Here is a 22,963-nt window from a genome sequence, read left to right as displayed (position 1 = left end):
TGAGGAGAATGACGTGATAAGAATCATACTGGTTGCCGCCATGGCGATCGTGCTCAGCGGATGCGGTAGTATTATCAGTCGAACGATCCCCGGGCAGGGCCACGGAAACCAGTACTATCCGGGCGTGAAGTGGGACCTGCGCGACTCTGCCTGGCGCTATGTCACCATCATCGACCTGCCGTTTTCACTGGTGTTTGACACGCTGCTGCTCCCTATTGACGCCAGCCATGGCCCCTACGAGTAGCTAGCGTTCATCCCATTCATCCGCGGCGGTCTGCCCCTCTTCCGTATCGAGAGAGGGCTCCAGCTGGTATTCGCCTTCGTCCCACTCGTGCAGCGTGTTTTCCTCCAGCCACTCCTGACGCAGTTCTATCTCATCAAAATCGCCGTCAAACACGCTCTGCGCGGCTTCACCGCTGAGCATAGGCAGACACTCGCCTTCACCGTCTTCATCGGCGAAGAACTCGGCCTGCCACATGATGTCACCGTCTTGTAAAACGTACTTTTGCATATTGAACTGCTGTACGTCCGCTTCACTCTCCTCAAGACCAGGGTTATCGGCGAGAAAAGTTTCGCGTGCCGCATCAATAGCTTCTTCGAGCGTGGCGTATAAAGTCATCTCAACTCCCTGCAATTTGACGTGGTATTCAGGGAAATAATAGCTGAAGTTTTCGGTTGTACACGCCCTGCGCGATGTTTTCATACTCAGCGCAGGGCAGGGATGACTAGGGGCGGGAGGGCTCGGGGCTACGGCGCAGGCTAAAACCGGTATAAATAGCGTTAAACAGGACCACCGTGGCGGTGACGCAGAATACGGCGCGGAAACCGTAGTTGGCCGACACCGCGGCGCCGATTAGCGGCCCGGTGACGTTACCGATATCGCGGAACGACTGGTTATAGCTGAATATGCGCCCGGCGATCTGATTACTGGAGTTATAGACCAGCAGCGTTTGTACGGCCGGCAGCAGCGCGCCGTCAGCGGCACCGAGCAGAAAACGCAGAATGCCAAGCTGCAGCGGGTTTTGTACAAATGACATGGGAATCAGCAGCAGCACGGAAACGATCAGCGCGGCAATCAGAATTTTTTCAGGCCCAATACGGTCGCCCAGCTTGCCTAACCGCGGCGCGCAGATCAACGCCGCCACGCCGGGTACCGAGGCTATCATGCCGCTGACAAAGGCAATATCACTGATGTTACCCGCTAAATCGCGGACGTAGAGCGTCAGAATGGGGGCAATCGAGCCGGTTGCCACCTGAATAATCAGCGTGGTGACGAACAGGCTGAGCACCAGTTCGCGGTTTTTCAGCGAACCAAACACCTCTTTGACGTGCAGCATCTCTTTTTTGGACACCGGCGTGAACTGTTCGCGGATGAAAAACAGCGTCAGCACAAAGCAGATAAACAGCACGGTAGCGGTCATAAAGAACACCGGACGCAGACCATAGTTATCGGCCAGAAAGCCGCCGGCCAGCGGCCCGAGCAGCGCACCGCTGACGGCGCCGGTAGACAGCGTGCCCAGCGCCCAACCGCTCTTATGGCGTGGAATTTGCGTGGCGATCAGCGCATTGGCGTTGGGAATAAAGCCGCCAAGCAGGCCGAGCAGCGCGCGCAGAATCAGAAACTGCCAGATATTCTGCGCCATCCCCATCAGCAGCATGACGATAGCCATGCCTAGCGCCGAGCGCAGCAGCATGATTTTACGCCCCTTGCGGTCGGCTAATCCGCCCCACAGCGGCGAGGCGATAGCGGAAAACAGGAACGTGATGCTGAATACCAGGCCAGACCACATGTTCAGCGCGCCATGTCCGGTCACGCCAAGCTGTTCAACGTAAAGCGGGAGGAAGGGCATGACGAGGCTGAAGGCGGCGCCGGTTAAAAAACAGCCTAGCCAGACGACAGCGAGGTTACGCTTCCAGTTAATGGGGGCATCTGAGGGTTGCATAAGGTTCCGCAGGAAAAAGGGTGTATTTGTAAGCCTGCTAATTATGCGCCTGTGTTCATATCACCGCAACGCGAAGGGCTTTTAAAGCTAAAACGCGCGCGGTCGGGGACCGCGCACGGGGGATCAGTAGCGAGAAGGAACGCCTTCCGGGCGGGTTTTAAAGCGTCGGTGCAGCCACATATATTGCTCGGGGGCCATCATGATGCATTTCTCAACGACGGTGTTCATCCACGCCGCGGTAGTTTCAGCATCATCGAGCGGCGGATTACACTCCGGTTCAAGGATGATCAGCTCATAGCCTTTACCGTCCGGCTTACGACGCGGTACGAACGGTACCACGCAGGCCTTTGACATTTTGGCCAGCATCCAGGTGCCGGAGGTCGTCGCGGCGTCTTTAACCGCAAACAGCGGTACAAACACGCTGGCGCGCGGGCCGTAGTCGTGATCCGGCGCGTACCAGATAATCTCGCCGTTTTTCAGCGCTCTGATCATGCCCTTCAGATCCTTACGATCGATCATACTTTTATTCGAGCGCATGCGGCCCCAGGTCTGCAGCCAGTCAAGAACCGGATTGTCGTTTGGCCGATAGACGCCGATCCCCGGGTTATGGATACCGAACATACGGGCACCCATTTCGAGGGTCAGGAAATGGATACCGATCAGCAGAACGCCGCGCCCTGAATCCTGCACGCTGCGAATGTGTTCGAGGCCGCTGGCGTCCATCCAGCGATTGATGCGTTTAGTCGGCCAGAACCAGGCGATGCCGGTTTCCATCACGCCCATGCCCACGGACTCAAAATTCTTTACCACCATTCGGTGACGCTCGGCCGCGCTCATTTCCGGGAAACAGAGCTCAAGGTTGCGATAGGCAATTTTCGCGCGGCGCTTCATCAAGCGCATGGTCAGATGCCCCATGGCGTTGCCGAGGCGATAGATGACCGGATACGGCAGTTGAACAACCAGCCAGAGCAGGCCAATACCCAGCCAGGAGGGCCAGTAGCGGGGGTGCAGCAGCGCAGCGGTGAACTTAGGTAACTGGGTCATGTGTTTCCTGTTTTTACGAGCAACGGGTTCTATTGTCGCACTATTTTTCCCTCAACCAAAATGCGGGGGGCGCAAGTGGCGCTATTTTAGGCATAGTTTTTACGCGCCAGGATTAATAGTGATGAAAATGTAGCGCAAAATGTGGGGATGTAAATTAACGATGATTGCTATATCATGCGCCCCGATCATAACTCTCCATTCTATTTTGCAGGATAAGAACACCATGCCAGTGTTGCATAACCGCATTTCGAATGAGACGCTGAAAGCGCAAATGCTGGCTGAAACCGAGCCGCGCACCACCATCTCATTCTATAAATATTTCACCATCGTCGATCCAAAAGCGACCCGCGATGCCCTCTACATTGCGCTGACCGAACTGAAGGTCTTTGGTCGCATCTATCTCGCCCATGAAGGGATTAACGCCCAGATAAGCGTGCCGGCAAGTCAGGTCGAAAGCCTGCGTGAGCGTCTGTACCGCTTCGATCCGGCGCTGAAGGACCTGCGTCTGAACATCGCGCTGGATGATGACGGCAAATCCTTCTGGGTGCTGCGTATGAAGGTGCGCGATCGTATCGTGGCCGACGGCATTGACGATCCGACCTTTGACGCCAGCGACGTTGGCGATTATCTGAAGGCGGCGGAAGTGAACGCCATGCTTGACGATCCGGATGCGGTGTTTATCGATATGCGTAATCACTACGAATATGAGGTAGGCCATTTCGAACAGGCGCTGGAGATCCCGGCGGACACCTTCCGCGAACAGCTGCCGAAAGCCGTTGAGATGATGCAGGAACATAAAGATAAAAAGATCGTGATGTACTGTACCGGCGGTATTCGTTGTGAAAAAGCCAGCGCATGGATGAAACACAACGGCTTTAAGCAGGTGTGGCATATTGAAGGCGGAATCATTGAATACGCCCGCCGCGCTCGCGAGCAGGGGCTGCCGGTGCGCTTTATTGGCAAGAATTTTGTCTTTGATGAGCGGATGGGCGAGCGTATTTCCGATGAGGTCATCGCGCATTGCCACCAGTGCGGAACGCCGTGCGACAGCCACACCAACTGTCTTAATGACGGCTGCCATCTGCTGTTTATCCAGTGCCCGGCCTGTGCCGAGAAGTTCGAAGGCTGCTGCAGTGAAGTGTGTCAGGAAGAACACAAGCTGCCGGAAGAGGAACAGCGTCAGCGCCGCGCCGGCCGTGAAAACGGCAATAAGATCTTTAATAAATCGCGCGGCCGTCTGAATACCCGTCTGGGGATCCCCGACCCCCAGGCGCATAATGACTAGCTGAAATAGAGCCAGAGAAGGTCGGCGATGGCCAACAGCATCGATAGCGTCAGATAGAGCATCAGATGCTCGCGAATATTGTTGACCAGAAAGTAGAACAGACGGCGCATAGTCATTCCTGCTAAACGGCCCCGCATCGTCGGGGCCGTTGCTATTTTAGCGGTTAAAGCGGGTGAGGGCGAAGGGACTTAAGTCGAATGCCGGGGCTTGCTGCTGCGCAAACTGCGCGGCAATTTCGCCCAGCACGGTGGCAAACTTAAATCCGTGACCGCTGAGACCGCCGATAAACAGCACATCGGGCTGGCCCGGCAGGGTATCAATAATAAAATCTTCGTCTGGCGAATTGTCATAGGTGCAGGCTGCTCCGTGCAGACAGCCGCCGATACCCGGCAGAATCTGACGCAGGAAGCTAAATGCCTCCGAGCCGTCGGTGGCTACTGCGCCAAACGCTTTACGTTCTTGCGGCTGGTGAATCTGCTGGCCACCGTTGTGCTTACCTATCTTCAGTTCGTTGTCGACGGCCGGAAAACCGTAGAACTGATCGCCGTTCGGCAGCTCGCCGGTGAAGGCCGGGAAGTTATTTTTTTGGCTGTAGCGGCCGTCGGCCTGAAACCAGGCAAAAACCTTACGTACCGGCTGAATCGGCAGCTCAGGGTAAAACTGCTTTACCCAGGTCCCGGCGGTCAGCAGCAGTTTTTTACCTCGCCAGCTACCTTCGGCGGTGTCAATCGTCACGCCGTCAGCATCGCTGTGAATCGCGGTGACCGGGCAGTTAAACAGCTGGGCGCAGCCAGCCTCTTTGGCCATGGCAATCAGCGTTTTGACCGCCAGCTCGCTTTTCAGTACGCCAGAACCCGGCTCGAAAATAGCCCGGTAATGGGCGGGTACGGTAATCTCCGGCCAGCGGGCCATCAGCGCGTCGGCATCAAGCTGCTCTACCTCGAGGTTAAACTGTGCGGCGCTGTGGGCCACGGTGCGCAAAAATTCGGAATCAGCAGGGCCAAGATTGACCACGCCGCTGCGCTCGAACAACGGCTCGCCGCTGACGGCGGCCAGTTCGTCCCACAGCGCCTGGGCACGCAGCACCAGCGGAACATACTTCTCGCCTTCGCCGTAGGCATGACGCATCAGGCGGGTGTCGCCGTGGTGGCTGCCTTCATGATGAGGCGGCATATGGGCGTCGGTCATCAGAACGTTCAGGCCCGCTTTACGGGCGTAATATCCAGCCGCGGCACCAACGGAGCCGCTGCCCAGAATAATGAGATCGTATTGCATAGTCTTTCCTGACGCGATAATAAGGCCGAAATCTGTGTTTTGTAGAGTAATTAAGCCACAGTTGTTATACAAGCGTGAAAACAAGAAAGGCACCCTAAGGTGCCTGTTTGCCCGAAATCGGCGGAAAGTATCGGCGTTAGTGCCTGCGATACTCGTTGACCTGGTAATCGCCAGATTCAATTTTGGCAATCCCGGCTTCCAGTATGGAAATAAACTGACGTGCGACGTCCGTGGTTAGCCACAAGGTCTGGCCAACTTCTGCCTCTTTGCTGCTCGATTGATTGGGGTCTTGGTAGTGCAGGCGCAACATCAGCGCATCATAGCTGTCTACGGTGCTGATGTCCCATCCGACGAGGGGATGGGTCTGGATGACTTCATTATTCTTTTCCATCATAACCCCTTATTTACGTGTTAAAAGGCAACAACTCTCGAGGTTTAATGCAATTTTTTGTGAAGCTTTATCAGTATACAACACTTCAATAAATACTCGAGAATCGAAATCAAAAGCAACATAAATTCCTGAGTTAGCGGCCTGTTTGCGCAATAAACGACCATGTCGGCCATTGTTTTGCCGCTAATGTAAAAAGTGGGGATGGATCACAAAAAAACAAGCGGGAAGATAAAAAAAGCCGGGGCGACCCGGCAAAGACACAATGAGGGAAAAACTAATCGGTGATGAACCAGTCGTCGGCGCTTTCCCAGGTTTCCTGGAGGATTTCGCTGATGCGGTCTTTGTCTTCTTTAATGCCGCCGATCACGGAAAGGTTATTGTTGGCCGCATAGCGCACGCTGACGGCGCCATCACGGTCCGGAAATTGAGAGTTGATACGGCGGGAAAGTTCGTTGGCCAGCGCGTCTAAGGCGCCTGCCGGCAACGCGGTGGTTTTTGCAATAGTGACTTCAATGCGCATAATTGCCCCCTGTGTAATATACTGTATATTTATGGGTCTTCCCTTGTTGTGGTGGCTGAAGGCATGATAATGGTGTATTTAATCGCCAGAGGTCACCGCCATGGACGAAAAGTCCCTCTACGCTCATATTCTCAACCTGTCCGATCCGTGGCAGGTAAAGTCCCTTTCTCTCGATGAAAATGCCGGTTCTGTTACTGTCACTATTGAGATCGCTGAAAACACCCGGCTAGCCTGTCCGACCTGCGGTAAATCCTGTTCTGTTCACGATCACCGTCATCGTAAATGGCGCCATCTTGATACCTGCCAGTTCACCACTATTGTTGAAGCCGATGTTCCACGAATTATGTGTCCGGAGCATGGCTGCCTGACGTTGCCTGTTCCGTGGGCTGGCCCCGGAAGCCGGTATACGTTGCTATTCGAATCGTTCGTTCTCTCATGGCTGAAAATCAGCACCGTTGATGCTGTCAGGAAGCAACTTAAGCTCAGTTGGAATGCGGTTGACGGCATTATGACCCGGGCAGTTAAGCGAGGTCTTGCCCGGATAAAAAAGCCATTATCCGCCCGTCATATGAATGTGGATGAGGTCGCCTTTAAAAAAGGACATCGTTACATAACGGTGATCTCCGATCGCGATGGTCGGGCGCTGGCCTTAACGGATGATCGCGGCACAGAGAGTCTTGCCGGCTATCTTCGCACGCTCACTGATGGGCAGTTGCTGGCTATCAAAACGCTCTCAATGGACATGAACGCGGGCTATATAAGAGCAGCGCGTATCCACTTACCCAGTGCGGTTGAGAAAATCGCCTTTGACCGCTTCCATGTGGCGAAGCAACTGGGCGAGGTAGTTGATAAAACCCGTCAGAATGAACATCCGCACCTCCCTGTTGAAAGCCGACACCAGGCAAAAGGAACCCGCTTCCTGTGGCAGTACAGCGATAAGTGGATGACCGAATCCCGGCAGGAAAAGCTGATGTGGCTGCGTGCACAGATGAAGCTGACGAGCCAGTGCTGGGCGCTGAAAGAGCTGGCAAAGGATATCTGGAACAGGCCATGGAGCGAGGAAAGACGGAGTGACTGGCAGAGATGGTTGGCGCTGGCGGCTAACAGTGACGTTCCCATGATGAAAAATGCCGCGAAAACGATAGGAAAAAGGCTGTACGGGATCCTGAATGCGATGCGACACAGTGTCTCAAACGGAAATGCGGAGGCACTTAACAGCAAGATCAGGCTGCTGAGGATAAAAGCCAGGGGATACCGAAACCGGGAGCGCTTTAAACTGGGGGTGATGTTCCACTACGGAAAGCTGAATATGGCGTTCTGAGCCTTCCCACCATGATCGGGGAAGACCCATATTTATACAGTCATTCGCGAATATTTACAACAGGGGGCGTGATTTTATTTTTTTACCGTCCAGCGCAGCGTTTCCCCGGCGAGGAACGGCACCAGGGTGTCATCGCTCAGGGCGATGCTTTCGGCGACCTGGCTTTCTTCGCGCACCAGTTCGACGTAGCCGTCGTTCACCGGCAGGCCGTAGAAACGCGGGCCGTTGAGGGAGCAGAAGCCCTCAAAGTGCGATAAGGCATTCATCTCTTCAAACACCGTCGCGTAGCTGCCCAACGCGGTCGGCGCATTAAAGCAGCCGGCGCAGCCGCAGCTGGCTTCTTTACGATGGCGAGCGTGGGGCGCGGAGTCGGTGCCGAGGAACGCGCGTTCAAAGCCGCTAGCGACCAGCTCACGCAGCGCCTGCTGGTGAATATTACGCTTGAGAATCGGCAGGCAGTACAGATGCGGGCGCACGCCGCCGACCAGCATATGGTTACGGTTAAACATCAGATGCTGCGGTGTGATAGTGGCGGCAAGCAGATCGTTACCGTCGCGCACGTACTCGGCGGCATCTTTGGTGGTGATATGCTCAAACACCACTTTCAGGCCCTGCAGGCGCTGGCGCAGCGGCTCCATGACGGTGTCGATAAAGCGCGCTTCACGGTCGAAGATATCGATGTCCGCGTGGGTGACTTCACCGTGCACCAGCAGCGGCATACCCAATTTTTCCATGCGCTCAAGCACCGGCATAATCGCATCGGTGCTGGTGACGCCGTGGCTGGAGTTGGTGGTGGCATTGGCCGGGTACAGCTTGGCGGCGGTGAATACGCCTTCGTTAAAGCCGCGCTCCAGCTCATTCGGATCGAGAGTATCGGTCAGATAGCAGGTCATCAGCGGCGTGAAATCGTGCCCGGCGGGAACGGCGTCGAGAATACGCTGGCGGTAAGCGATCGCGGCGTCGACGGTGGTAATCGGCGGAACCAGGTTCGGCATGATAATTGCGCGGCCATACAGCTCACTGGTATACGGTACAACCGTTTTCAGCATCTCGCCGTCGCGAAGATGGATGTGCCAGTCGTCTGGGCGGCGAATTTTCAGAACTTGCGGTAGTGCGGTCATGTAAGGCTCCGGCTGGTGGGATATCAGTCATTTTTGCCGGGCACTAAGGATAAGCGGAAACGTTTTCCTTTGCATCCTTTTCTGTAAAAAATAACGCGGGGTGGGTGATGCCCGATACGCGATCGGGCATACGTGGCACGAGGCTTAATTGGTGAACGGGATGATAATTTCGCCCGGCTTGACTTCAATGCCCTTGGCGTATTTCTTCGCCAGCGCTTCGCCTCTGCTGGCGTCTTCTTTCAGCACATAGGCCGGCTGCTGGTTAAAGTAGGTACGCAGGGACTGGTTGAGATACGGGATTAACGTCTGTACGACTGACTGCATTTTCTCTGGCGTCACTTTGGCATCCACCACTTCCATTTCCTGCAGGTAAATGGCTCCCTGCTCCTGGTTAAACACCGGCAGCGCCTTCAGCGTCAGCGCGATGTTGGCTTTCTGGCTGCCAAACAACGAATTCAGGTCCAGCTTCGCATCGCCGCTGAGGGTCACTTTATTGGGCTCTGCGCGGCCAATCGCACTGGTCAGATTGTTAAGGACGATATGGGCGTCGGCGACGCCGGGGACCCCGATATCTTTGGAGAAGTTATTCCGTTTTTGCAACGCCTGGTTAATCTCCTGCTCGCTGACGGAATACTGCGTCAGCTGATTGCAGCCGACGACCAGACCGCTGACGATCAGGGCGGCAATGACAAACAATTTTTTCATGGGGTTCCTCAACGTAAAGCGTTGTATGCATCCTGACATAAAGCAGCATACGCTGTCAGTAGGTCTCTGACAGCGGAAAATACTGAAAGTGCCGCCGACGGACAAAATGGCTGAGGCCGTGGGCCGCGAAACGGCGCGAAAGCGGTCGCGTGCGCCGATCAATAACGCCACGAGACGGGGCACCGATGACAAAAAAATCGCCGCTGCATTTTATCACATTTCTCAATTGCTTAGCCGCAGAGGCCCGGCCAGGAGAAACATCTTCATTTTCCGCGCTATCTCACCTTTTCACGTATTGCCAGCGGTAACCCTTTTTTATCACAATGCAAAAAGACAGCGTGTTGTTTTCATTGGCTGCCGTCAGGCAGGTATAGTGAAATGACCAGGGTATAGATTGGGTACAGGAGTAGTGAGATGTTTGGCTATCGCAGTAATGTGCCGAAAGTGAGGTTAACGACGGACCGGCTGGTTGTTCGGCTGATCCATGACCGAGACGCATGGCGTCTGGCGGACTATTACGCCGAAAATCGGCAGTTTTTAAAACCCTGGGAGCCCATTCGCGATGACAGCCACTGCTACCCCTCCGGGTGGCAGGCGCGCCTGTCGATGATTAATGAATTCCATAAGCAGGGCACGGCCTTTTATTTTGCGCTGCTCGACCCGGAAGAGAAGGAAATTATCGGCGTAGCCAATTTCTCCAACGTGGTGCGCGGTTCATTTCACGCCTGCTATCTCGGTTACTCGATTGGCCAGAAATGGCAGGGGCAGGGCATGATGTACGAAGCGCTCACCAGCGCCATTCGCTATATGCAGCGCACGCAGCATATTCACCGCATTATGGCGAACTATATGCCGCATAATCAGCGCAGCGGGAATCTGCTGGCGCGCCTTGGCTTCGAAAAAGAAGGTTATGCGAAGGACTACTTATTGATTGACGGCGAATGGCGCGATCACGTGCTGACCGCGTTAACTACCCCACAATGGACGCCTGGCCGCTAAGGAAAAACGATGAAATACCAATTAACACCTCTTGAAGCTCGAGTGATCGGCTGTCTGCTGGAAAAGCAGGTCACCACGCCGGAGCAGTATCCGCTGTCGATTAACGCCGTGGCGACGGCCTGTAACCAGAAAACCAACCGCGAGCCGGTGATGACGCTCAGCGAAGCCGAGGTGCAGGAGCAGCTCGATACCCTGGTGAAGCGCCATTATTTACGCACGGTGAGCGGCTTCGGCAATCGTGTGACCAAATACGAGCAGCGTTTTTGTAACTCTGAGTTCGGCGATCTGAAGCTCTCCTCCGCGGAAGTGGCGCTGGTCACTACGCTGCTGCTGCGCGGGGCTCAAACCCCTGGCGAGCTGCGCGGTCGCGCCCAGCGGATGCACGAATTTGCCGATATGGCGGAAGTCGAAAGCACCCTTGAACGGCTGGCAAATCGCGAGGACGGCCCGTTTGTGGTGCGCCTGCCGCGCGAGCCGGGTAAACGTGAAAGCCGCTACATGCATCTGTTCAGCGGCGAGGTCGACCTCCAGGCTGCGGCGGTTCAGAGCGACGCGTCGGCGGTCGATGACGATCTGCGCGCGCGCGTTGAGGCGCTGGAAGGTGAGGTCGCCGAACTGAAACAGCGCCTGGATTCACTGCTGGCGCATTTAGGGGAGTAATCAGCATGGCGAAGATTCGCATTGGCGTCGTTGGGCTGGGCGGAATCGCCCAGAAGGCGTGGCTGCCGGTCGTCAGCGCGGCGACCGACTGGACGCTGCAGGCGGCGTGGTCGCCGGGCAAAGAGAAAGCGCTGAAGGTGTGCGAAGCCTACCGAATGCCGTATGCCGACTCGCTGGCGTCGTTGGCGGCCCAGTGCGACGCGGTCTTTGTGCATAGCTCTACCGCCTCGCACTACGCGGTGGTGAGCGAGCTGCTCAATGCCGGCGTTCACGTCTGCGTGGATAAGCCGCTGGCCGATAAGCTCGACGACGCCGAACGCCTGGTGGCGCTGGCGGCACGTAAAAATCTGATCCTGATGGTGGGCTTTAACCGTCGCTTCTCGCCGCTGTATCGAGAGCTGAAAAAGCGCGCGGGAGAGATGTCTTCGCTGCGCATGGATAAACACCGTAGCGACAGCGTCGGGCCGCACGATCTGCGCTTTACCCTGCTTGATGATTACCTGCACGTGGTCGACACCGCGCTATGGCTGGCGGGGGGCAGAGCGAAGCTCGGCGGCGGCGTTCTGCACACCACCGACGAAGGCTGTCTGTTCTATGCTGAGCATCACTTCAGCCAGCCGGGTCTGCAAATCACCACCAGCATGCACCGCCGCGCGGGCAGCCAGCGTGAGTCAGTGCTGGCGGTCGCGGACGGTGGTCTGTACGACGTGACCGACATGCGCGAATGGCGCGAGGAACGCGGCGCGGGGGTGGTGACCCGGCCGATTCCCGGCTGGCAAACCGCGCTTGAGCAGCGCGGTTTTGTGGGTTGCGCGCGACACTTTATCGAGTGCGTGCAAAATCAGACCGTTCCGGAAACGGCGGGAGAGCAGGCCATCCTGGCGCAGCGTATCGTTGAAGGGCTGTGGCGTGAGGCGATCCGCGAGTAGGACGTGCCGTAGGCCGGATAAGCGCAGCGCTATCCGGCACCCTATGGCACATGACCGGAGCAATCCACTGTAACAACTGGCAGTAGCAATTCATCCCGAACCCGGTAGACTAACGCCACTTTTTTAGCGCTCATCCATCGGGCGCTCGTTCCGGTTTGTGGAATCACAAGTTAATGAACCTATTAAAATCGCTGGCAGCCGTCAGCTCGATGACAATGTTTTCGCGCGTGCTGGGTTTTGCGCGCGACGCGATTGTGGCCAGGGTGTTTGGTGCCGGTATGGCAACCGACGCCTTTTTCGTGGCGTTTAAGCTGCCGAACCTGCTGCGCCGTATCTTTGCCGAAGGCGCTTTTTCCCAGGCATTCGTGCCGATTCTTGCCGAATACAAAAGCAAACAGGGCGAAGAGGCCACGCGGGTCTTTGTCGCCTATGTCTCCGGGCTGCTGACGCTGGCGCTGGCGATCGTCACCGTGCTCGGGATGCTGGCGGCGCCGTGGGTGATCACCATTACCGCACCGGGCTTTGCCGATACCGCCGATAAGTTTGCGCTGACCACGCAGCTGCTGCGCATTACCTTCCCGTATATCCTGCTGATCTCGCTGGCTTCGCTGGTGGGGGCCATTCTGAACACCTGGAACCGTTTCTCGGTGCCGGCCTTTGCGCCGACGTTCCTCAATATCAGCATGATAGGCTTTGCGCTGTTTGCCGCGCCGCACTTCCATCCGCCGGTGCTGGCGCTGGCGTGGGCGGTAACGGTCGGCGGCGTGCTGCAGCTGGCCTATCAGCTGCCGCACCTGAAAAAAATTGGCATGCTGGTGCTGCCGCGTATCAGCTTTAAAGATGCTGGCGCGGTGCGGGTGGTGAAACAGATGGGGCCGGCGATCCTCGGCGTCTCGGTCAGCCAGATCTCACTCATCATCAATACCATCTTTGCTTCGTTCCTCGTCTCGGGCTCCGTGTCGTGGATGTACTACGCCGATCGCCTGATGGAGTTCCCCTCCGGCGTGCTGGGCGTGGCGCTGGGCACCATTCTGCTGCCGTCGCTGTCGAAAAGTTTCGCCAGCGGCAACCACGATGAATATTGCCGCCTGATGGACTGGGGGCTGCGTTTATGCTTCCTGCTGGCGCTGCCGAGCGCCGTTGCGTTGGGTATTCTGGCTAAACCGCTCACCGTAGCGCTGTTCCAGTATGGCAAGTTTACCGCCTTTGACGCGGCCATGACTCAGCGCGCGCTGGTCGCCTACTCGGTTGGCCTGATGGGGCTGATTGTGGTGAAGGTGCTGGCGCCGGGCTTTTACTCGCGTCAGGACATTAAAACGCCGGTTAAAATTGCCATCGTGACGCTGATCATGACCCAGGTGATGAACCTGGCGTTTATCGGCCCGCTTAAACACGCCGGGCTGTCGCTGTCGATTGGTCTGGCTGCCTGTCTGAACGCTGCGCTGCTGTACTGGCAGCTGCGTAAGCAGAAAATCTTCACGCCGCAGCCGGGCTGGGGCGCGTTCTTAGTGCGTCTGGTGGTGTCGGTGCTGGTCATGGCGGCCGCGCTGCTCGGCATGATGTACGTGATGCCGGAGTGGTCGCTGGGCACCATGCCATATCGTCTGCTGCGCCTGCTGGGCGTGGTGGTGGTCGGCGTGGTGGCCTATTTTGCGACGCTGGCGATTCTGGGCTTCAAGATTAAAGAGTTTGCGCGCCGGACGGCGTAATGAAGGGGCACTTCGCGGGGTCGTTTTTGACCCCGCACGCTGTCAGACAGAGAATTTCTTCGCGCTGCGGGCGATAGGGTTGCCCGCCGCCTGACCATCCTTTCCGTACAGCCCCGTTTCCTGATACGGCTTCAGTACCGCAATCGCCTGCTGGTTGCGGACAATCTGCCCTTCCAGAAGCCAGCCGTTATGCTGGTTTAAGCGACGCAGCTGCTGCGTGGTCTCGGTAATATGGTGCCAGCGGCCGCTGATGTCTTCAGCATCGTCGCTGCGCTGGGCGTCTTGTTCGACGCGACGCTGTTTTTCCAGGTAGTCCAGCGTGGCCAGCAGAGAGCTTTTCTCTTCCGTAATGCTGGCAAGCTGCAGGCCGTTAACGTTACCCGCAGAGAGCTGCTGTTGCTCAGCATCCATCACCGTTTTCAACGAATGAAGGATGCTGGTCATTTGGTCCAGAATGGCTGACAAACTGCTCATGTGATTATTTACTCTGCAGATAATCTTGCGTGTCCTGGATTAACGCGTCGGCAATTTTACCGGTGTCCATCTTTAACTCGCCGTTACGAATGGCGGTTTTCAGTTCCTCAACGCGCGCCATATTGATATCACCGCTGCTTGAACGGGTCAGTGCGGTCTGTGCATTGCTCAGGGTGACGCTGGCGCTGGTGGCCGTTTCGGTTTTTTCCGCGCGCACTTTCTGTGAATGGGTTTCCGGAGTTTCGCGATGCTGTACCGCCGTTACCGCTTTCAAAGATGATGTACGATCGATGCTCATGATGTATTCCTCATTGGAGGCTTTTGTATGGCGCAGGCGCCGACTCTCATTAATTGTTAATTATCTATCGGCAAGCGACACATATTCTTTAAGAAGTTTATAGATTAATCAGAATATTCCCATCAGCGCCGACCTGCCCGCTGACCACCTGGCCAGAGGGCATTCGCACCCGCGCGTTCTGGGCAACGGCGGCGTTATTTAACGCCTGGCCTTCACTATTAATACTAAAGCCTTCACCCTGCGCAACCACCATGACTTTTTGCCCGGCTTTCACCCGCCATGACTGGCGCACCATCGACAGCTGAAGCGGCTGGCCTATCGCCACGTCGCGCAGGCTGATGGCATCTTCTGCCTGCGACAGCGTGAGCATCGTACGCGGCGGTAGCTGGTCGAGTCGCCCACGCATCAACGCCACGCTCTGTGCTTCGATGGGGGCTCCGCGCACGATGGGGGCGGCGGCGACCACGTAGTTACCCATCGCTTGTACGTTGACCTGTAAAAACTGTTTCGCGTTTCCGCACTGGGCCTGCACCGTCAAATTTCCCCACAGCCGCGAGTTGCCCGGCGTGCTGAACGTGGGCGCTTCGCAGGCAAGCGGCTGGCGTTGCGTATTGCGCAGACTCACGCTGACTTCATCGCTAAAACCGGCAAGCCGCTGGCTAAAAAACGCAGTCAGCTGCGTCTGAATATCGGCCGCCTGAACCAGCGGGCTAAAGGCCAGTATCGCAGCGGTGAGTGGGGCAATGAGCTGACGCATTGAACGCTCCAGTGGGTGGCGAATGGACGTATTTTACCCATCTTGCGATGACATCAACGCAACAAATAGCGACGCATTTTGCGTTTATTCCGGCGATGACGCGCGCGTAATGAGAATTAAGCTGTCGGCTGAAACTTTGTCATTAGCGGAGGAGACATGCTCGATAAACTCGACGCCGCATTACGTTTTCAGCAAGAGGCATTAAACCTGCGCGCCGAACGGCAGGAAATTCTGGCTGCCAATATCGCGAACGCCGATACCCCAGGGTTTCAGGCGCGCGATATTGATTTTTCCAGCGAACTTAAAAAAGTGATGGCGCGCGGACGTCCGGAAAACAGCGACGTGGCGCTGACCCTGACCTCTGAACGGCATATTCCAGCCCAGGCGATCTCTACGCCCAACGCCGATCTGTTGTATCGCATTCCTGACCAGCCCGCGTTGGACGGCAACACCGTCGATATGGACCGGGAACGCACGCAGTTCGCCGATAACAGCCTCCAGTACCAGACCGGGCTTTCGGTTCTGGGCGGACAAATCAAGGGCATGATGAGTGTCCTGCAGGGGAACTAATCCATGGCATTACTCAATATCTTCGACGTTGCCGGCTCCGCGCTAACCGCGCAGTCCAAACGTCTTAACGTGGCCGCCAGTAACCTGGCGAACGCCGACAGCGTAGCCGGGCCGGACGGCCAGCCGTATCGTGCCAAACAGGTGGTGTTCCAGGTGGATGCCCCGATGGGGGCAGCGACCGGCGGTGTGAAGGTGGCCGACGTGGTGGAAAGCCAGGATCCGGACAAGCTGGTTTATCAACCGGGTAATCCGCTGGCGGACGCTAAAGGCTATGTACGTATGCCGAACGTGGATGTCGTGGGAGAGATGGTTAACACCATGTCGGCGTCACGCAGCTATCAGGCGAACGTCGAGGTTCTCAATACCGTGAAGAGCATGATGCTCAAAACGCTGACGCTTGGGCAATAACGGAGGTCACCGATGTCTGTCGTAGCCAATATTAACGATACCACCAGCAGCAGCGCGACTTCGTCATCGTCGTCGCTCAGCAGTTCCGGCACCAACAGTTCGTCCGATCTGCAAAGCAGCTTTCTGACGCTGCTGGTCGCTCAGCTGAAAAACCAGGATCCAACCAATCCGCTGCAAAACAACGAACTCACCTCACAGCTGGCGCAGATCAGCACCCTGAGCGGCATTGAGAAGCTCAACACTACGCTGGGGTCTATCTCCGGACAGATCAACAGCGGCCAGTCGCTGCAGGCCAGCGCGCTGGTCGGCCACGGGGTGATGATTCCGGGCAGCACCATTCTGGCAGGCAAAAACAGCAGCGATGAGACCAGCGTGGACACCACGCCGTTTGGTATTGAGCTGACGCAGGCCGCTGAGAAGGTGACGGCCACTATCGTCGACGGTACCGGTAAGGTCGTCCGCACGCTGAACTTAGGGGCGCAGACCGCGGGCGTACATACCTATACCTGGGACGGCAAGATGGACGACGGTACCGCAGCGCCGGACGGCGCCTACAACATCAACTTTGCCGCCAGCCAGGGCACCACGCAACTGGTGGTTCAGCCGCTGCAGTTCGCACTGGTGCAGGGCGTCACGCTCGGCAGCGATGGCAACAAACTGGATTTGGGAACGTACGGCACCACCACGCTGGATCAGGTTCGCCAGATTATTTAAGCCTTTAACTATTTCAGGAGAGACGTTATGGCCTTTTCACAAGCGGTCAGCGGTTTAAACGCGGCTGCCACCAACCTCGATGTTATCGGCAACAACATCGCCAACTCCGCCACCTATGGCTTTAAATCGGGGACCGCCTCGTTTGCCGATATGTTCGCCGGCTCCAAAGTCGGGCTGGGGGTCAAAGTGGCGGGAATTACCCAGGACTTTACCGACGGTACGACAACCAACACCGGCCGCGCGCTGGACGTGGCAATCAGCCAGAACGGCTTCTTCCGCCTGGTGGATGCTAATGGTTCCGTCTACTACAGCCGTAACGGTCAGTTTAAGCTCGATGAAAACCGCAATCTGGTCAATACCCAGGGCCTGAGCGTGACCGGTTACCCGGCTACCGGTTCACCTGCGACGATCCAGCAGGGGGCTAACCCGGTTGCGCTGACGATTCCGAATACGCTGATGTCGGCAAAAGCGACGTCGACGGCAGCGATGCAGATGAACCTGAACTCCACCGACAGCGCTATTACCAAGACCTTTAACGCCAGCGATCCGGATACCTACAACAAAAAGGGTACCGTGACGGTTTATGACACCCTCGGTAACGCCCATGACATGAACGTTTATTACGTGAAGAACACGGATAACAAGTGGGATGTCTGGACGCTGGACTCTAGCGTCAGCGGCGCAACCCCGGTGAAAGCGGCGCAGATGGAGTTTTCCTCTAGCGGCACGCTGCTTGGCGTCACGAACTATAAAGCGGATGCCACCGCAACGGACGGTTGGGCTCTGGATACGACAACAGGCGCGAATGCGGCTCCGCAGATCAATATTACGCTCGCAGGGTTAAATGGCTCCGCCACCAACACCACGTTCAGCCTGAGCTTCCTCAACTCGATGCAGCAGAACACCGGTTCGAACGATATCGTCGCCACCACTCAGAACGGCTTCGCTCCGGGCAACCTGGTGAGCTACCAGATCAACGAAGACGGCACGGTGGTGGGTAACTACTCCAACCAGCAAAGCCAGCTGCTGGGGCAGATCGTGCTGGCGAACTTCGCCAACAACGAAGGCCTGAAGTCGGAAGGCGACAACGTCTGGTCGGCAACTCAGTCTTCCGGCGTCGCGCTGCTGGGCACCGCCGGTACCGGTAACTTCGGCTCGCTGACCAACGGTGCGCTGGAAGCATCCAACGTTGACCTCAGCAAAGAGCTGGTGAACATGATCGTCGCGCAGCGTAACTATCAGTCGAACGCGCAGACTATCAAGACCCAGGATCAGATCCTCAACACGCTGGTTAACCTGCGTTAATCGCTTAACAGGGTAACGTTATGGATCACGCCATATACACGGCCATGGGTGCCGCCAGCCAGACCATGCAGCAGCAGGCGGTCACGGCGAGCAACCTGGCCAACACCTCGACGCCGGGCTTTCGCGCCCAGCTGACGGCGATGCGCGCGGTGCCGGTGGTCGGCCCGATTGTGGAAACCCGTACGCTGGTTGCCGCCACCACGCCGGGGGCGGATATGACGCCCGGGCAGCTCGACTACACCGCGCGTCCGCTGGACGTCGCGGTGCAGCAGGACGGCTGGCTGGCGGTACGCGCGGCCGACGGCACGGAAGGGTATACCCGCAACGGTAATATCCAGGTCAGCGCCACCGGACAACTGACTATCCAGGGCAACCCGGTCATCGGCGAAGCCGGGCCGCTGAACGTGCCGGAAGGCTCGCAGGTGACCATTGCCGCCGATGGCACCATCTCCGCGCTAACCCCGGGGGACCCGCCGAATACGGTGTCGCCGGTGGGCAAACTGAAGATGGTCAAAGCTAACCCGACCGAAGTCGCCCGCGGCGATGACGGGCTGTTCCACCTGACGCCGACGGCCATTGCCGCGCGCGGGCAGGCACTGCAGGCCGACCCGACGCTGCCCTGCAGTCCGGCGTGCTGGAGGGGAGCAACGTGAAACCTGTGGCGGCGATGGCGGATATGATCGCCAGTTCGCGCCGTTTTGAAATGCAGATGAAGGTTATCAGCAGCGTGGATGAAAACACGCAGAAAGCTAACCAGCTGCTGTCCATGAGCTAAGGAAAATTATGATCAGTTCATTGTGGATCGCCAAAACCGGTCTCGACGCGCAGCAAACCAATATGGACGTTATCGCCAACAACCTGGCGAACGTCAGTACTAATGGTTTTAAGCGCCAGCGCGCGGTGTTTGAAGACTTGCTCTATCAAACCGTGCGCCAGCCGGGTGCGCAATCATCCGAGCAAACGACGCTGCCTTCCGGCCTGCAGATCGGTACCGGGGTACGCCCCGTCGCCACCGAGCGCCTGCACAGCCAGGGCAACCTGTCGCAAACCAATAACAGCAAAGACGTGGCGATCAAAGGCGAAGGGTTCTTCCAGATCCTGCTGCCGGACGGCTCGTCGGCGTATACCCGCGATGGCTCGTTCCAGGTTGACCAGAACGGCCAACTGGTGACCTCCAGCGGCTATCAGGTGCAGCCGGCGATCACCATTCCGGCGAACGCCATCAGCATCACCATTGGCCGCGACGGGATCGTCAGTGTGACCCAGCAGGGGCAGGCGAATCCGGTGCAGGTGGGGCAGTTGAACCTGTCGACCTTCATGAACGAAACCGGTCTCGAAAGCATCGGGGAAAACCTGTACATCGAAACCCAGGCGTCGGGCGCACCGAACGACACCACGCCGGGCTTGAACGGCGCGGGGCTGCTGTATCAGGGCTATGTTGAAACCTCGAACGTCAACGTGGCGGAAGAGCTGGTCAACATGATTCAGGTGCAGCGTGCGTACGAAATCAACAGTAAAGCGGTATCGACGACTGACCAGATGCTGCAAAAACTGACGCAGCTGTAACGGTAAGCAGGGCGACTACATTGCCGGATGGCGACGCTCACGTTGCTTATCCGGCCTACGGACTTCCATCGTTTGTTGGCCGGATAAGGCGAAGCCGCCATCCGGCACTCCGTCGCCAGGCTGAGCGACGCGAGGCCGAGATGTTCCCGAGATTCAGAAGAAGAAAACAATGCAAAAATCCGCAGCGTTTCGTTATCCGCTTTTAACCGTCATCGCCATGAGCGTGGCGGGATGTGCATGGATCCCCTCTAAGCCGCTGGTCGAAGGGGCGACGACCGCACAACCGATCCCCGGCCCGGTGCCGGTGGTGAACGGTTCTATTTTCCAGACCGCTCAGCCGATTAACTACGGCTACCAGCCGCTGTTTGAAGACCGTCGTCCGCGCAATATTGGCGATACGCTGACCATTCAGCTGCAGGAAAACGTCAGCGCAAGCAAGAGCTCGTCAGCGAATGCCAGCCGCGATGGCAAAACTAGCTTTGGCATTGATACGGTGCCGCGCTATCTGCAAGGGCTGTTTGGCAATGCGCGCGCCGACGTGGACTCCTCCGGCAGCAACTCGTTTAACGGTAAGGGCGGCGCGAATGCCAGCAATACATTTAGCGGCACGCTGACCGTGACCGTCGACCAGGTGCTGGTCAACGGCAACCTGCATGTGGTGGGTGAGAAACAAATCGCCATCAACCAGGGGACCGAATTTATCCGCTTCTCCGGCGTGGTTAACCCGCGCACGATCAGCGGTAGTAACACCGTTCCGTCGACGCAGGTGGCGGATGCGCGCATCGAATACGTCGGCAACGGCTATATCAACGAAGCGCAGAATATGGGCTGGCTGCAGCGTTTCTTCCTTAACTTATCGCCGATGTAACGAGGTGAACCATGTTTAAAACTCTGCTTACTCTGGCGCTGGTGCTGGTCACCGGCCTGGCGCACGCCGAGCGCATCCGCGATCTGACCAGCGTCCAGGGCGTCAGGGAAAACTCGCTGATAGGCTACGGTCTGGTCGTGGGCCTGGACGGCACGGGCGATCAGACGACCCAGACACCGTTCACCACCCAGAGCCTGAATAACATGCTGTCGCAGCTGGGGATCACCGTCCCAGCGGGCACGAATATGCAGCTGAAAAACGTGGCGGCGGTGATGGTAACCGCACAGCTACCGGCCTTTGGTCGTCAGGGGCAGACCATCGATGTGGTGGTCTCTTCCATGGGCAACGCCAAAAGCCTGCGCGGCGGCACGCTGCTGATGACCCCGATGAAGGGCGTCGACAGTCAGGTGTATGCGCTGGCTCAAGGCAACATTCTGGTCGGCGGCGCGGGCGCGTCGGCGGGCGGCAGCAGCGTTCAGGTGAACCAGCTTAACGGCGGGCGTATCACCGGCGGCGCGACCATTGAACGCGAGCTGCCGAGCCAGTTCGGCGCGGGCAACACCATCAATCTGCAGCTCAATGATGATGACTTCACCATGGCGCAGCAGATTGCCGACACCATTAACCGCCGCAGCAGCCTGGGTAACGCCACCGCGCTGGACGCGCGTACCGTCCAGGTGCGCGCGCCGGTCGGTGGCAGCGGTCAGGTGCGGTTACTGGCCGATATCCAGAACCTGGAAGTGGGGATGCCGCCGCAGGACGCGAAGATCATTATCAACTCGCGTACCGGTTCGGTGGTGATGAACCGCGAAGTGACGCTGGATACCTGTGCCGTGGCGCAGGGCAATCTCTCCGTGTCGGTTAACCGTTCCGCGCAGGTCAGCCAGCCGGATACGCCGTTCGCCGGTGGTCAGACGGTGGTTACACCGCAAACCCAGATAGACCTGCGCCAGAGCGGCGGTTCGTTGCAGAGCGTGCGCGCTAGCGCCAATCTTAACAACGTAGTGCGCGCGCTGAACGCACTGGGCGCTTCGCCAATGGAGCTGATGTCGATTATTCAGGCCATGCAGAGCGCGGGCTGCCTGCGCGCCAAGGTGGAGATTGTCTGATGCTGACCGACAGCAAATTACTGTCTAGCGCCGCGTGGGATGCGCAGTCGCTGAACGAGCTGAAAACCAAAGCCGGGCAAGACCCGCAGGCCAACCTGCGTCCGGTGGCGCGTCAGGTGGAGGGGATGTTCGTGCAGATGATGTTGAAAAGTATGCGCGAAGCCCTGCCCAAAGACGGGCTGTTCAGCAGCGATCAGACCCGGCTCTATACCAGTATGTATGACCAGCAAATCGCCCAGCAGATGACCGCCGGGAAGGGCCTTGGCCTGGCCGATGAGATGGTCAAACAGCTGTCGGCGCAGCAGCAGGAACCGGCTGACTCCGTCGGCCAGGTTCCGATGAAGTTTGATATGCAAACGGTCACCAGCTACCAGAACGCCGCGCTGACGCAGATGGTGCGTAAAGCGCTGCCGAAGGCGCCGGACAACAGCGATACGCCGCTGTCCGGCGACAGTAAAGACTTCCTCGCACAGCTGTCGCTGCCCGCGCGGCTGGCGAGCGAGCAGAGCGGTATTCCGCATCACCTGATTCTGGCGCAGGCGGCGCTGGAATCTGGCTGGGGCCAGCGGCAGATTCGCCGCGAGAACGGTGAACCAAGCTTTAACCTGTTTGGCGTGAAAGCGTCCGGCGACTGGAAGGGCAAGGTTACCGAGATCACCACCACAGAATTTGAAAACGGCGAGGCGAAAAAGGTGAAGGCGAAGTTCCGCGTTTACGGCTCGTATCTGGAAGCGCTGTCTGACTATGTCAGCCTGCTGACCCGCAACCCGCGCTATGCGGCGGTGACCTCGGCGGCGACGGCAGAGCAGGGCGCGCAGGCGCTACAGAACGCCGGATATGCGACCGATCCGCAGTACGCGCGTAAGCTGACCAGCATGATTCAGCAGTTGAAATCAATGAGCGATAAGGTCAGCAGCGCCTACCGAAATGATATTGAAAATCTGTTCTGATTCATCTCAAGTTTGCCGTCCGCCAACCGATAAGTAATACCA

Annotated in this window: 28 protein-coding genes and 1 pseudogene; 17 read left to right on the top strand and 12 right to left on the bottom strand. The window is 57.4% G+C overall.

Annotated features, from left to right (window positions below; all coding sequences use genetic code 11):
* Positions 1-16: 16 nt before the first annotated feature.
* Entirely contained in the window at positions 17-244 is a 228-nt protein-coding gene (locus H7R76_RS14725; protein ID WP_106926607.1) for a YceK/YidQ family lipoprotein, read from the top strand.
* Here the strand turns inward: H7R76_RS14725 and H7R76_RS14720 are convergent, their stop codons facing one another.
* From H7R76_RS14720 to H7R76_RS14710, 3 genes are all read right to left on the bottom strand, one after another.
* A complete protein-coding gene (locus tag H7R76_RS14720) occupies positions 245-619 on the bottom strand; it encodes a MysB family protein (RefSeq protein WP_106926262.1) in 375 nt (124 codons plus the stop codon).
* Between the two features lie 106 nt (positions 620-725).
* The gene (gene mdtG, locus H7R76_RS14715) at positions 726-1,943 is read right to left on the bottom strand and encodes a multidrug efflux MFS transporter MdtG (protein ID WP_106926264.1); all 1,218 of its coding nucleotides are present in this window, start codon (positions 1,941-1,943) and stop codon (positions 726-728) included.
* Positions 1,944-2,066: 123 nt separating this feature from the next.
* Positions 2,067-2,987 carry a Kdo(2)-lipid IV(A) acyltransferase gene (locus tag H7R76_RS14710; RefSeq protein WP_182965626.1) on the bottom strand — a complete coding sequence of 307 codons (921 nt, stop codon included), beginning with the start codon at positions 2,985-2,987 and terminating at the stop codon, positions 2,067-2,069.
* A 223-nt stretch (positions 2,988-3,210) separates the two neighbouring features.
* On the opposite strand from H7R76_RS14710, the gene trhO reads away from it, so the two are divergent.
* Positions 3,211-4,272 carry an oxygen-dependent tRNA uridine(34) hydroxylase TrhO gene (gene trhO, locus H7R76_RS14705; RefSeq protein WP_182965624.1) on the top strand — a complete coding sequence of 354 codons (1,062 nt, stop codon included), beginning with the start codon at positions 3,211-3,213 and terminating at the stop codon, positions 4,270-4,272.
* Here the strand turns inward: trhO and H7R76_RS14700 are convergent.
* From H7R76_RS14700 to dinI, 4 genes are all read right to left on the bottom strand, one after another.
* On the bottom strand, positions 4,269-4,382 hold the full coding sequence (locus H7R76_RS14700; protein WP_106926270.1) for a YceO family protein: 114 nt from the start codon (positions 4,380-4,382) through the stop codon (positions 4,269-4,271). The two genes, trhO and H7R76_RS14700, sit on opposite strands and share 4 nt — an antisense overlap.
* A gap of 46 nt (positions 4,383-4,428) precedes the next feature.
* On the bottom strand, positions 4,429-5,547 hold the full coding sequence (gene solA / locus H7R76_RS14695) for an N-methyl-L-tryptophan oxidase (protein WP_182965622.1): 1,119 nt from the start codon (positions 5,545-5,547) through the stop codon (positions 4,429-4,431).
* A gap of 136 nt (positions 5,548-5,683) precedes the next feature.
* Positions 5,684-5,938, bottom strand: a complete 255-nt coding sequence (bssS, locus tag H7R76_RS14690) for a biofilm formation regulator BssS (RefSeq protein ID WP_182929104.1) — start codon at positions 5,936-5,938, stop codon at positions 5,684-5,686.
* A 274-nt stretch (positions 5,939-6,212) separates the two neighbouring features.
* Positions 6,213-6,458 carry a DNA damage-inducible protein I gene (dinI, locus tag H7R76_RS14685; RefSeq protein WP_106926276.1) on the bottom strand — a complete coding sequence of 82 codons (246 nt, stop codon included), beginning with the start codon at positions 6,456-6,458 and terminating at the stop codon, positions 6,213-6,215.
* A gap of 100 nt (positions 6,459-6,558) precedes the next feature.
* Between dinI and H7R76_RS14680 the strand changes: the two genes are divergently transcribed.
* The gene (locus H7R76_RS14680) at positions 6,559-7,779 is read left to right on the top strand and encodes an ISL3-like element ISKox3 family transposase (RefSeq protein WP_000343760.1); all 1,221 of its coding nucleotides are present in this window, start codon (positions 6,559-6,561) and stop codon (positions 7,777-7,779) included.
* A gap of 74 nt (positions 7,780-7,853) precedes the next feature.
* Here H7R76_RS14680 and pyrC read toward each other — a convergent pair whose 3' ends face one another.
* Entirely contained in the window at positions 7,854-8,900 is a 1,047-nt protein-coding gene (gene pyrC, locus H7R76_RS14675; RefSeq protein WP_182929103.1) for a dihydroorotase, read from the bottom strand.
* A 144-nt stretch (positions 8,901-9,044) separates the two neighbouring features.
* The gene (locus H7R76_RS14670) at positions 9,045-9,605 is read right to left on the bottom strand and encodes a lipoprotein (RefSeq protein WP_106926280.1); all 561 of its coding nucleotides are present in this window, start codon (positions 9,603-9,605) and stop codon (positions 9,045-9,047) included.
* A gap of 106 nt (positions 9,606-9,711) precedes the next feature.
* Between H7R76_RS14670 and H7R76_RS14665 the strand changes: the two genes are divergently transcribed.
* The 5 genes from H7R76_RS14665 (at position 9,712) to murJ (ending at position 13,902) form a co-directional block, all read left to right on the top strand.
* The gene (locus tag H7R76_RS14665; protein ID WP_182965620.1) at positions 9,712-9,987 is read left to right on the top strand and encodes a hypothetical protein; all 276 of its coding nucleotides are present in this window, start codon (positions 9,712-9,714) and stop codon (positions 9,985-9,987) included.
* 32 nt (positions 9,988-10,019) lie between these two features.
* Positions 10,020-10,604, top strand: coding sequence for a ribosomal protein S5-alanine N-acetyltransferase (gene rimJ, locus H7R76_RS14660; RefSeq protein ID WP_106926282.1), 585 nt, complete (start codon positions 10,020-10,022; stop codon positions 10,602-10,604).
* Positions 10,605-10,613: 9 nt separating this feature from the next.
* Positions 10,614-11,264: a YceH family protein gene (locus tag H7R76_RS14655; protein ID WP_182965618.1), complete on the top strand. Its 651-nt coding sequence runs from the start codon at positions 10,614-10,616 to the stop codon at positions 11,262-11,264.
* 5 nt (positions 11,265-11,269) lie between these two features.
* The gene (locus H7R76_RS14650; RefSeq protein WP_182965616.1) at positions 11,270-12,193 is read left to right on the top strand and encodes a Gfo/Idh/MocA family protein; all 924 of its coding nucleotides are present in this window, start codon (positions 11,270-11,272) and stop codon (positions 12,191-12,193) included.
* A 173-nt stretch (positions 12,194-12,366) separates the two neighbouring features.
* A complete protein-coding gene (gene murJ, locus H7R76_RS14645) occupies positions 12,367-13,902 on the top strand; it encodes a murein biosynthesis integral membrane protein MurJ (RefSeq protein WP_106926288.1) in 1,536 nt (511 codons plus the stop codon).
* A gap of 42 nt (positions 13,903-13,944) precedes the next feature.
* Here the strand turns inward: murJ and flgN are convergent, their stop codons facing one another.
* The 3 genes from flgN to flgA form a co-directional block, all read right to left on the bottom strand.
* A complete protein-coding gene (flgN, locus tag H7R76_RS14640; RefSeq protein WP_182965614.1) occupies positions 13,945-14,376 on the bottom strand; it encodes a flagella biosynthesis chaperone FlgN in 432 nt (143 codons plus the stop codon).
* 4 nt (positions 14,377-14,380) lie between these two features.
* A complete protein-coding gene (gene flgM, locus H7R76_RS14635) occupies positions 14,381-14,674 on the bottom strand; it encodes a flagellar biosynthesis anti-sigma factor FlgM (RefSeq protein WP_106926292.1) in 294 nt (97 codons plus the stop codon).
* 97 nt (positions 14,675-14,771) lie between these two features.
* A complete protein-coding gene (flgA, locus tag H7R76_RS14630) occupies positions 14,772-15,431 on the bottom strand; it encodes a flagellar basal body P-ring formation chaperone FlgA (protein ID WP_106926294.1) in 660 nt (219 codons plus the stop codon).
* Positions 15,432-15,587: 156 nt separating this feature from the next.
* Between flgA and flgB the strand changes: the two genes are divergently transcribed.
* The 9 genes and pseudogenes from flgB (at position 15,588) to flgJ (ending at position 22,921) form a co-directional block, all read left to right on the top strand.
* Positions 15,588-16,001: a flagellar basal body rod protein FlgB gene (gene flgB, locus H7R76_RS14625; protein ID WP_182965612.1), complete on the top strand. Its 414-nt coding sequence runs from the start codon at positions 15,588-15,590 to the stop codon at positions 15,999-16,001.
* Positions 16,002-16,004: 3 nt separating this feature from the next.
* Positions 16,005-16,409, top strand: coding sequence for a flagellar basal body rod protein FlgC (gene flgC, locus H7R76_RS14620; RefSeq protein WP_064549094.1), 405 nt, complete (start codon positions 16,005-16,007; stop codon positions 16,407-16,409).
* A 12-nt stretch (positions 16,410-16,421) separates the two neighbouring features.
* Entirely contained in the window at positions 16,422-17,123 is a 702-nt protein-coding gene (gene flgD / locus H7R76_RS14615) for a flagellar hook assembly protein FlgD (RefSeq protein WP_106926298.1), read from the top strand.
* 27 nt (positions 17,124-17,150) lie between these two features.
* Complete coding sequence (gene flgE / locus H7R76_RS14610; RefSeq protein WP_182965610.1) at positions 17,151-18,428, top strand: flagellar hook protein FlgE; 1,278 nt, start codon at positions 17,151-17,153, stop codon at positions 18,426-18,428.
* Between the two features lie 20 nt (positions 18,429-18,448).
* A pseudogene (locus tag H7R76_RS14605) lies at positions 18,449-19,203 on the top strand (flagellar basal body rod protein FlgF).
* Between the two features lie 8 nt (positions 19,204-19,211).
* Positions 19,212-19,994 (top strand): flagellar basal-body rod protein FlgG, encoded by a 783-nt coding sequence (gene flgG / locus H7R76_RS14600; protein ID WP_182929101.1) that lies wholly within the window; start codon positions 19,212-19,214, stop codon positions 19,992-19,994.
* 169 nt (positions 19,995-20,163) lie between these two features.
* Positions 20,164-20,862 (top strand): flagellar basal body L-ring protein FlgH, encoded by a 699-nt coding sequence (flgH, locus tag H7R76_RS14595; RefSeq protein ID WP_106926307.1) that lies wholly within the window; start codon positions 20,164-20,166, stop codon positions 20,860-20,862.
* A gap of 11 nt (positions 20,863-20,873) precedes the next feature.
* Positions 20,874-21,971 carry a flagellar basal body P-ring protein FlgI gene (locus H7R76_RS14590; protein ID WP_106926309.1) on the top strand — a complete coding sequence of 366 codons (1,098 nt, stop codon included), beginning with the start codon at positions 20,874-20,876 and terminating at the stop codon, positions 21,969-21,971.
* Positions 21,971-22,921 carry a flagellar assembly peptidoglycan hydrolase FlgJ gene (gene flgJ / locus H7R76_RS14585; protein ID WP_106926311.1) on the top strand — a complete coding sequence of 317 codons (951 nt, stop codon included), beginning with the start codon at positions 21,971-21,973 and terminating at the stop codon, positions 22,919-22,921. Before H7R76_RS14590 ends, flgJ begins: the two co-directional genes overlap by 1 nt.
* Positions 22,922-22,963 lie beyond the last annotated feature (42 nt).

Source organism: Klebsiella sp. WP8-S18-ESBL-06, assembly GCF_014169755.1.
GTDB classification, from domain to species: Bacteria; Pseudomonadota; Gammaproteobacteria; order Enterobacterales; family Enterobacteriaceae; genus Kluyvera; species Kluyvera ascorbata_B.
This window is presented reverse-complemented; position numbering and strand designations above follow the sequence as displayed.

Bases quoted from the DNA above. Each gene is read 5' to 3' on its own strand.
- H7R76_RS14720 (WP_106926262.1), bottom strand. From the start codon at position 619: ATGACTTTATACGCCACGCTCGAAGAAGCTATTGATGCGGCACGCGAA.
- mdtG (WP_106926264.1), bottom strand. From the start codon at position 1,943: ATGCAACCCTCAGATGCCCCCATTAACTGGAAGCGTAACCTCGCTGTC.
- H7R76_RS14710 (WP_182965626.1), bottom strand. From the start codon at position 2,987: ATGACCCAGTTACCTAAGTTCACCGCTGCGCTGCTGCACCCCCGCTAC.
- trhO (WP_182965624.1), top strand. From the start codon at position 3,211: ATGCCAGTGTTGCATAACCGCATTTCGAATGAGACGCTGAAAGCGCAA.
- H7R76_RS14700 (WP_106926270.1), bottom strand. From the start codon at position 4,382: ATGCGCCGTCTGTTCTACTTTCTGGTCAACAATATTCGCGAGCATCTG.
- solA (WP_182965622.1), bottom strand. From the start codon at position 5,547: ATGCAATACGATCTCATTATTCTGGGCAGCGGCTCCGTTGGTGCCGCG.
- bssS (WP_182929104.1), bottom strand. From the start codon at position 5,938: ATGGAAAAGAATAATGAAGTCATCCAGACCCATCCCCTCGTCGGATGG.
- dinI (WP_106926276.1), bottom strand. From the start codon at position 6,458: ATGCGCATTGAAGTCACTATTGCAAAAACCACCGCGTTGCCGGCAGGC.
- H7R76_RS14680 (WP_000343760.1), top strand. From the start codon at position 6,559: ATGGACGAAAAGTCCCTCTACGCTCATATTCTCAACCTGTCCGATCCG.
- pyrC (WP_182929103.1), bottom strand. From the start codon at position 8,900: ATGACCGCACTACCGCAAGTTCTGAAAATTCGCCGCCCAGACGACTGG.
- H7R76_RS14670 (WP_106926280.1), bottom strand. From the start codon at position 9,605: ATGAAAAAATTGTTTGTCATTGCCGCCCTGATCGTCAGCGGTCTGGTC.
- H7R76_RS14665 (WP_182965620.1), top strand. From the start codon at position 9,712: ATGGCTGAGGCCGTGGGCCGCGAAACGGCGCGAAAGCGGTCGCGTGCG.
- rimJ (WP_106926282.1), top strand. From the start codon at position 10,020: ATGTTTGGCTATCGCAGTAATGTGCCGAAAGTGAGGTTAACGACGGAC.
- H7R76_RS14655 (WP_182965618.1), top strand. From the start codon at position 10,614: ATGAAATACCAATTAACACCTCTTGAAGCTCGAGTGATCGGCTGTCTG.
- H7R76_RS14650 (WP_182965616.1), top strand. From the start codon at position 11,270: ATGGCGAAGATTCGCATTGGCGTCGTTGGGCTGGGCGGAATCGCCCAG.
- murJ (WP_106926288.1), top strand. From the start codon at position 12,367: ATGAACCTATTAAAATCGCTGGCAGCCGTCAGCTCGATGACAATGTTT.
- flgN (WP_182965614.1), bottom strand. From the start codon at position 14,376: ATGAGCAGTTTGTCAGCCATTCTGGACCAAATGACCAGCATCCTTCAT.
- flgM (WP_106926292.1), bottom strand. From the start codon at position 14,674: ATGAGCATCGATCGTACATCATCTTTGAAAGCGGTAACGGCGGTACAG.
- flgA (WP_106926294.1), bottom strand. From the start codon at position 15,431: ATGCGTCAGCTCATTGCCCCACTCACCGCTGCGATACTGGCCTTTAGC.
- flgB (WP_182965612.1), top strand. From the start codon at position 15,588: ATGCTCGATAAACTCGACGCCGCATTACGTTTTCAGCAAGAGGCATTA.
- flgC (WP_064549094.1), top strand. From the start codon at position 16,005: ATGGCATTACTCAATATCTTCGACGTTGCCGGCTCCGCGCTAACCGCG.
- flgD (WP_106926298.1), top strand. From the start codon at position 16,422: ATGTCTGTCGTAGCCAATATTAACGATACCACCAGCAGCAGCGCGACT.
- flgE (WP_182965610.1), top strand. From the start codon at position 17,151: ATGGCCTTTTCACAAGCGGTCAGCGGTTTAAACGCGGCTGCCACCAAC.
- flgG (WP_182929101.1), top strand. From the start codon at position 19,212: ATGATCAGTTCATTGTGGATCGCCAAAACCGGTCTCGACGCGCAGCAA.
- flgH (WP_106926307.1), top strand. From the start codon at position 20,164: ATGCAAAAATCCGCAGCGTTTCGTTATCCGCTTTTAACCGTCATCGCC.
- H7R76_RS14590 (WP_106926309.1), top strand. From the start codon at position 20,874: ATGTTTAAAACTCTGCTTACTCTGGCGCTGGTGCTGGTCACCGGCCTG.
- flgJ (WP_106926311.1), top strand. From the start codon at position 21,971: ATGCTGACCGACAGCAAATTACTGTCTAGCGCCGCGTGGGATGCGCAG.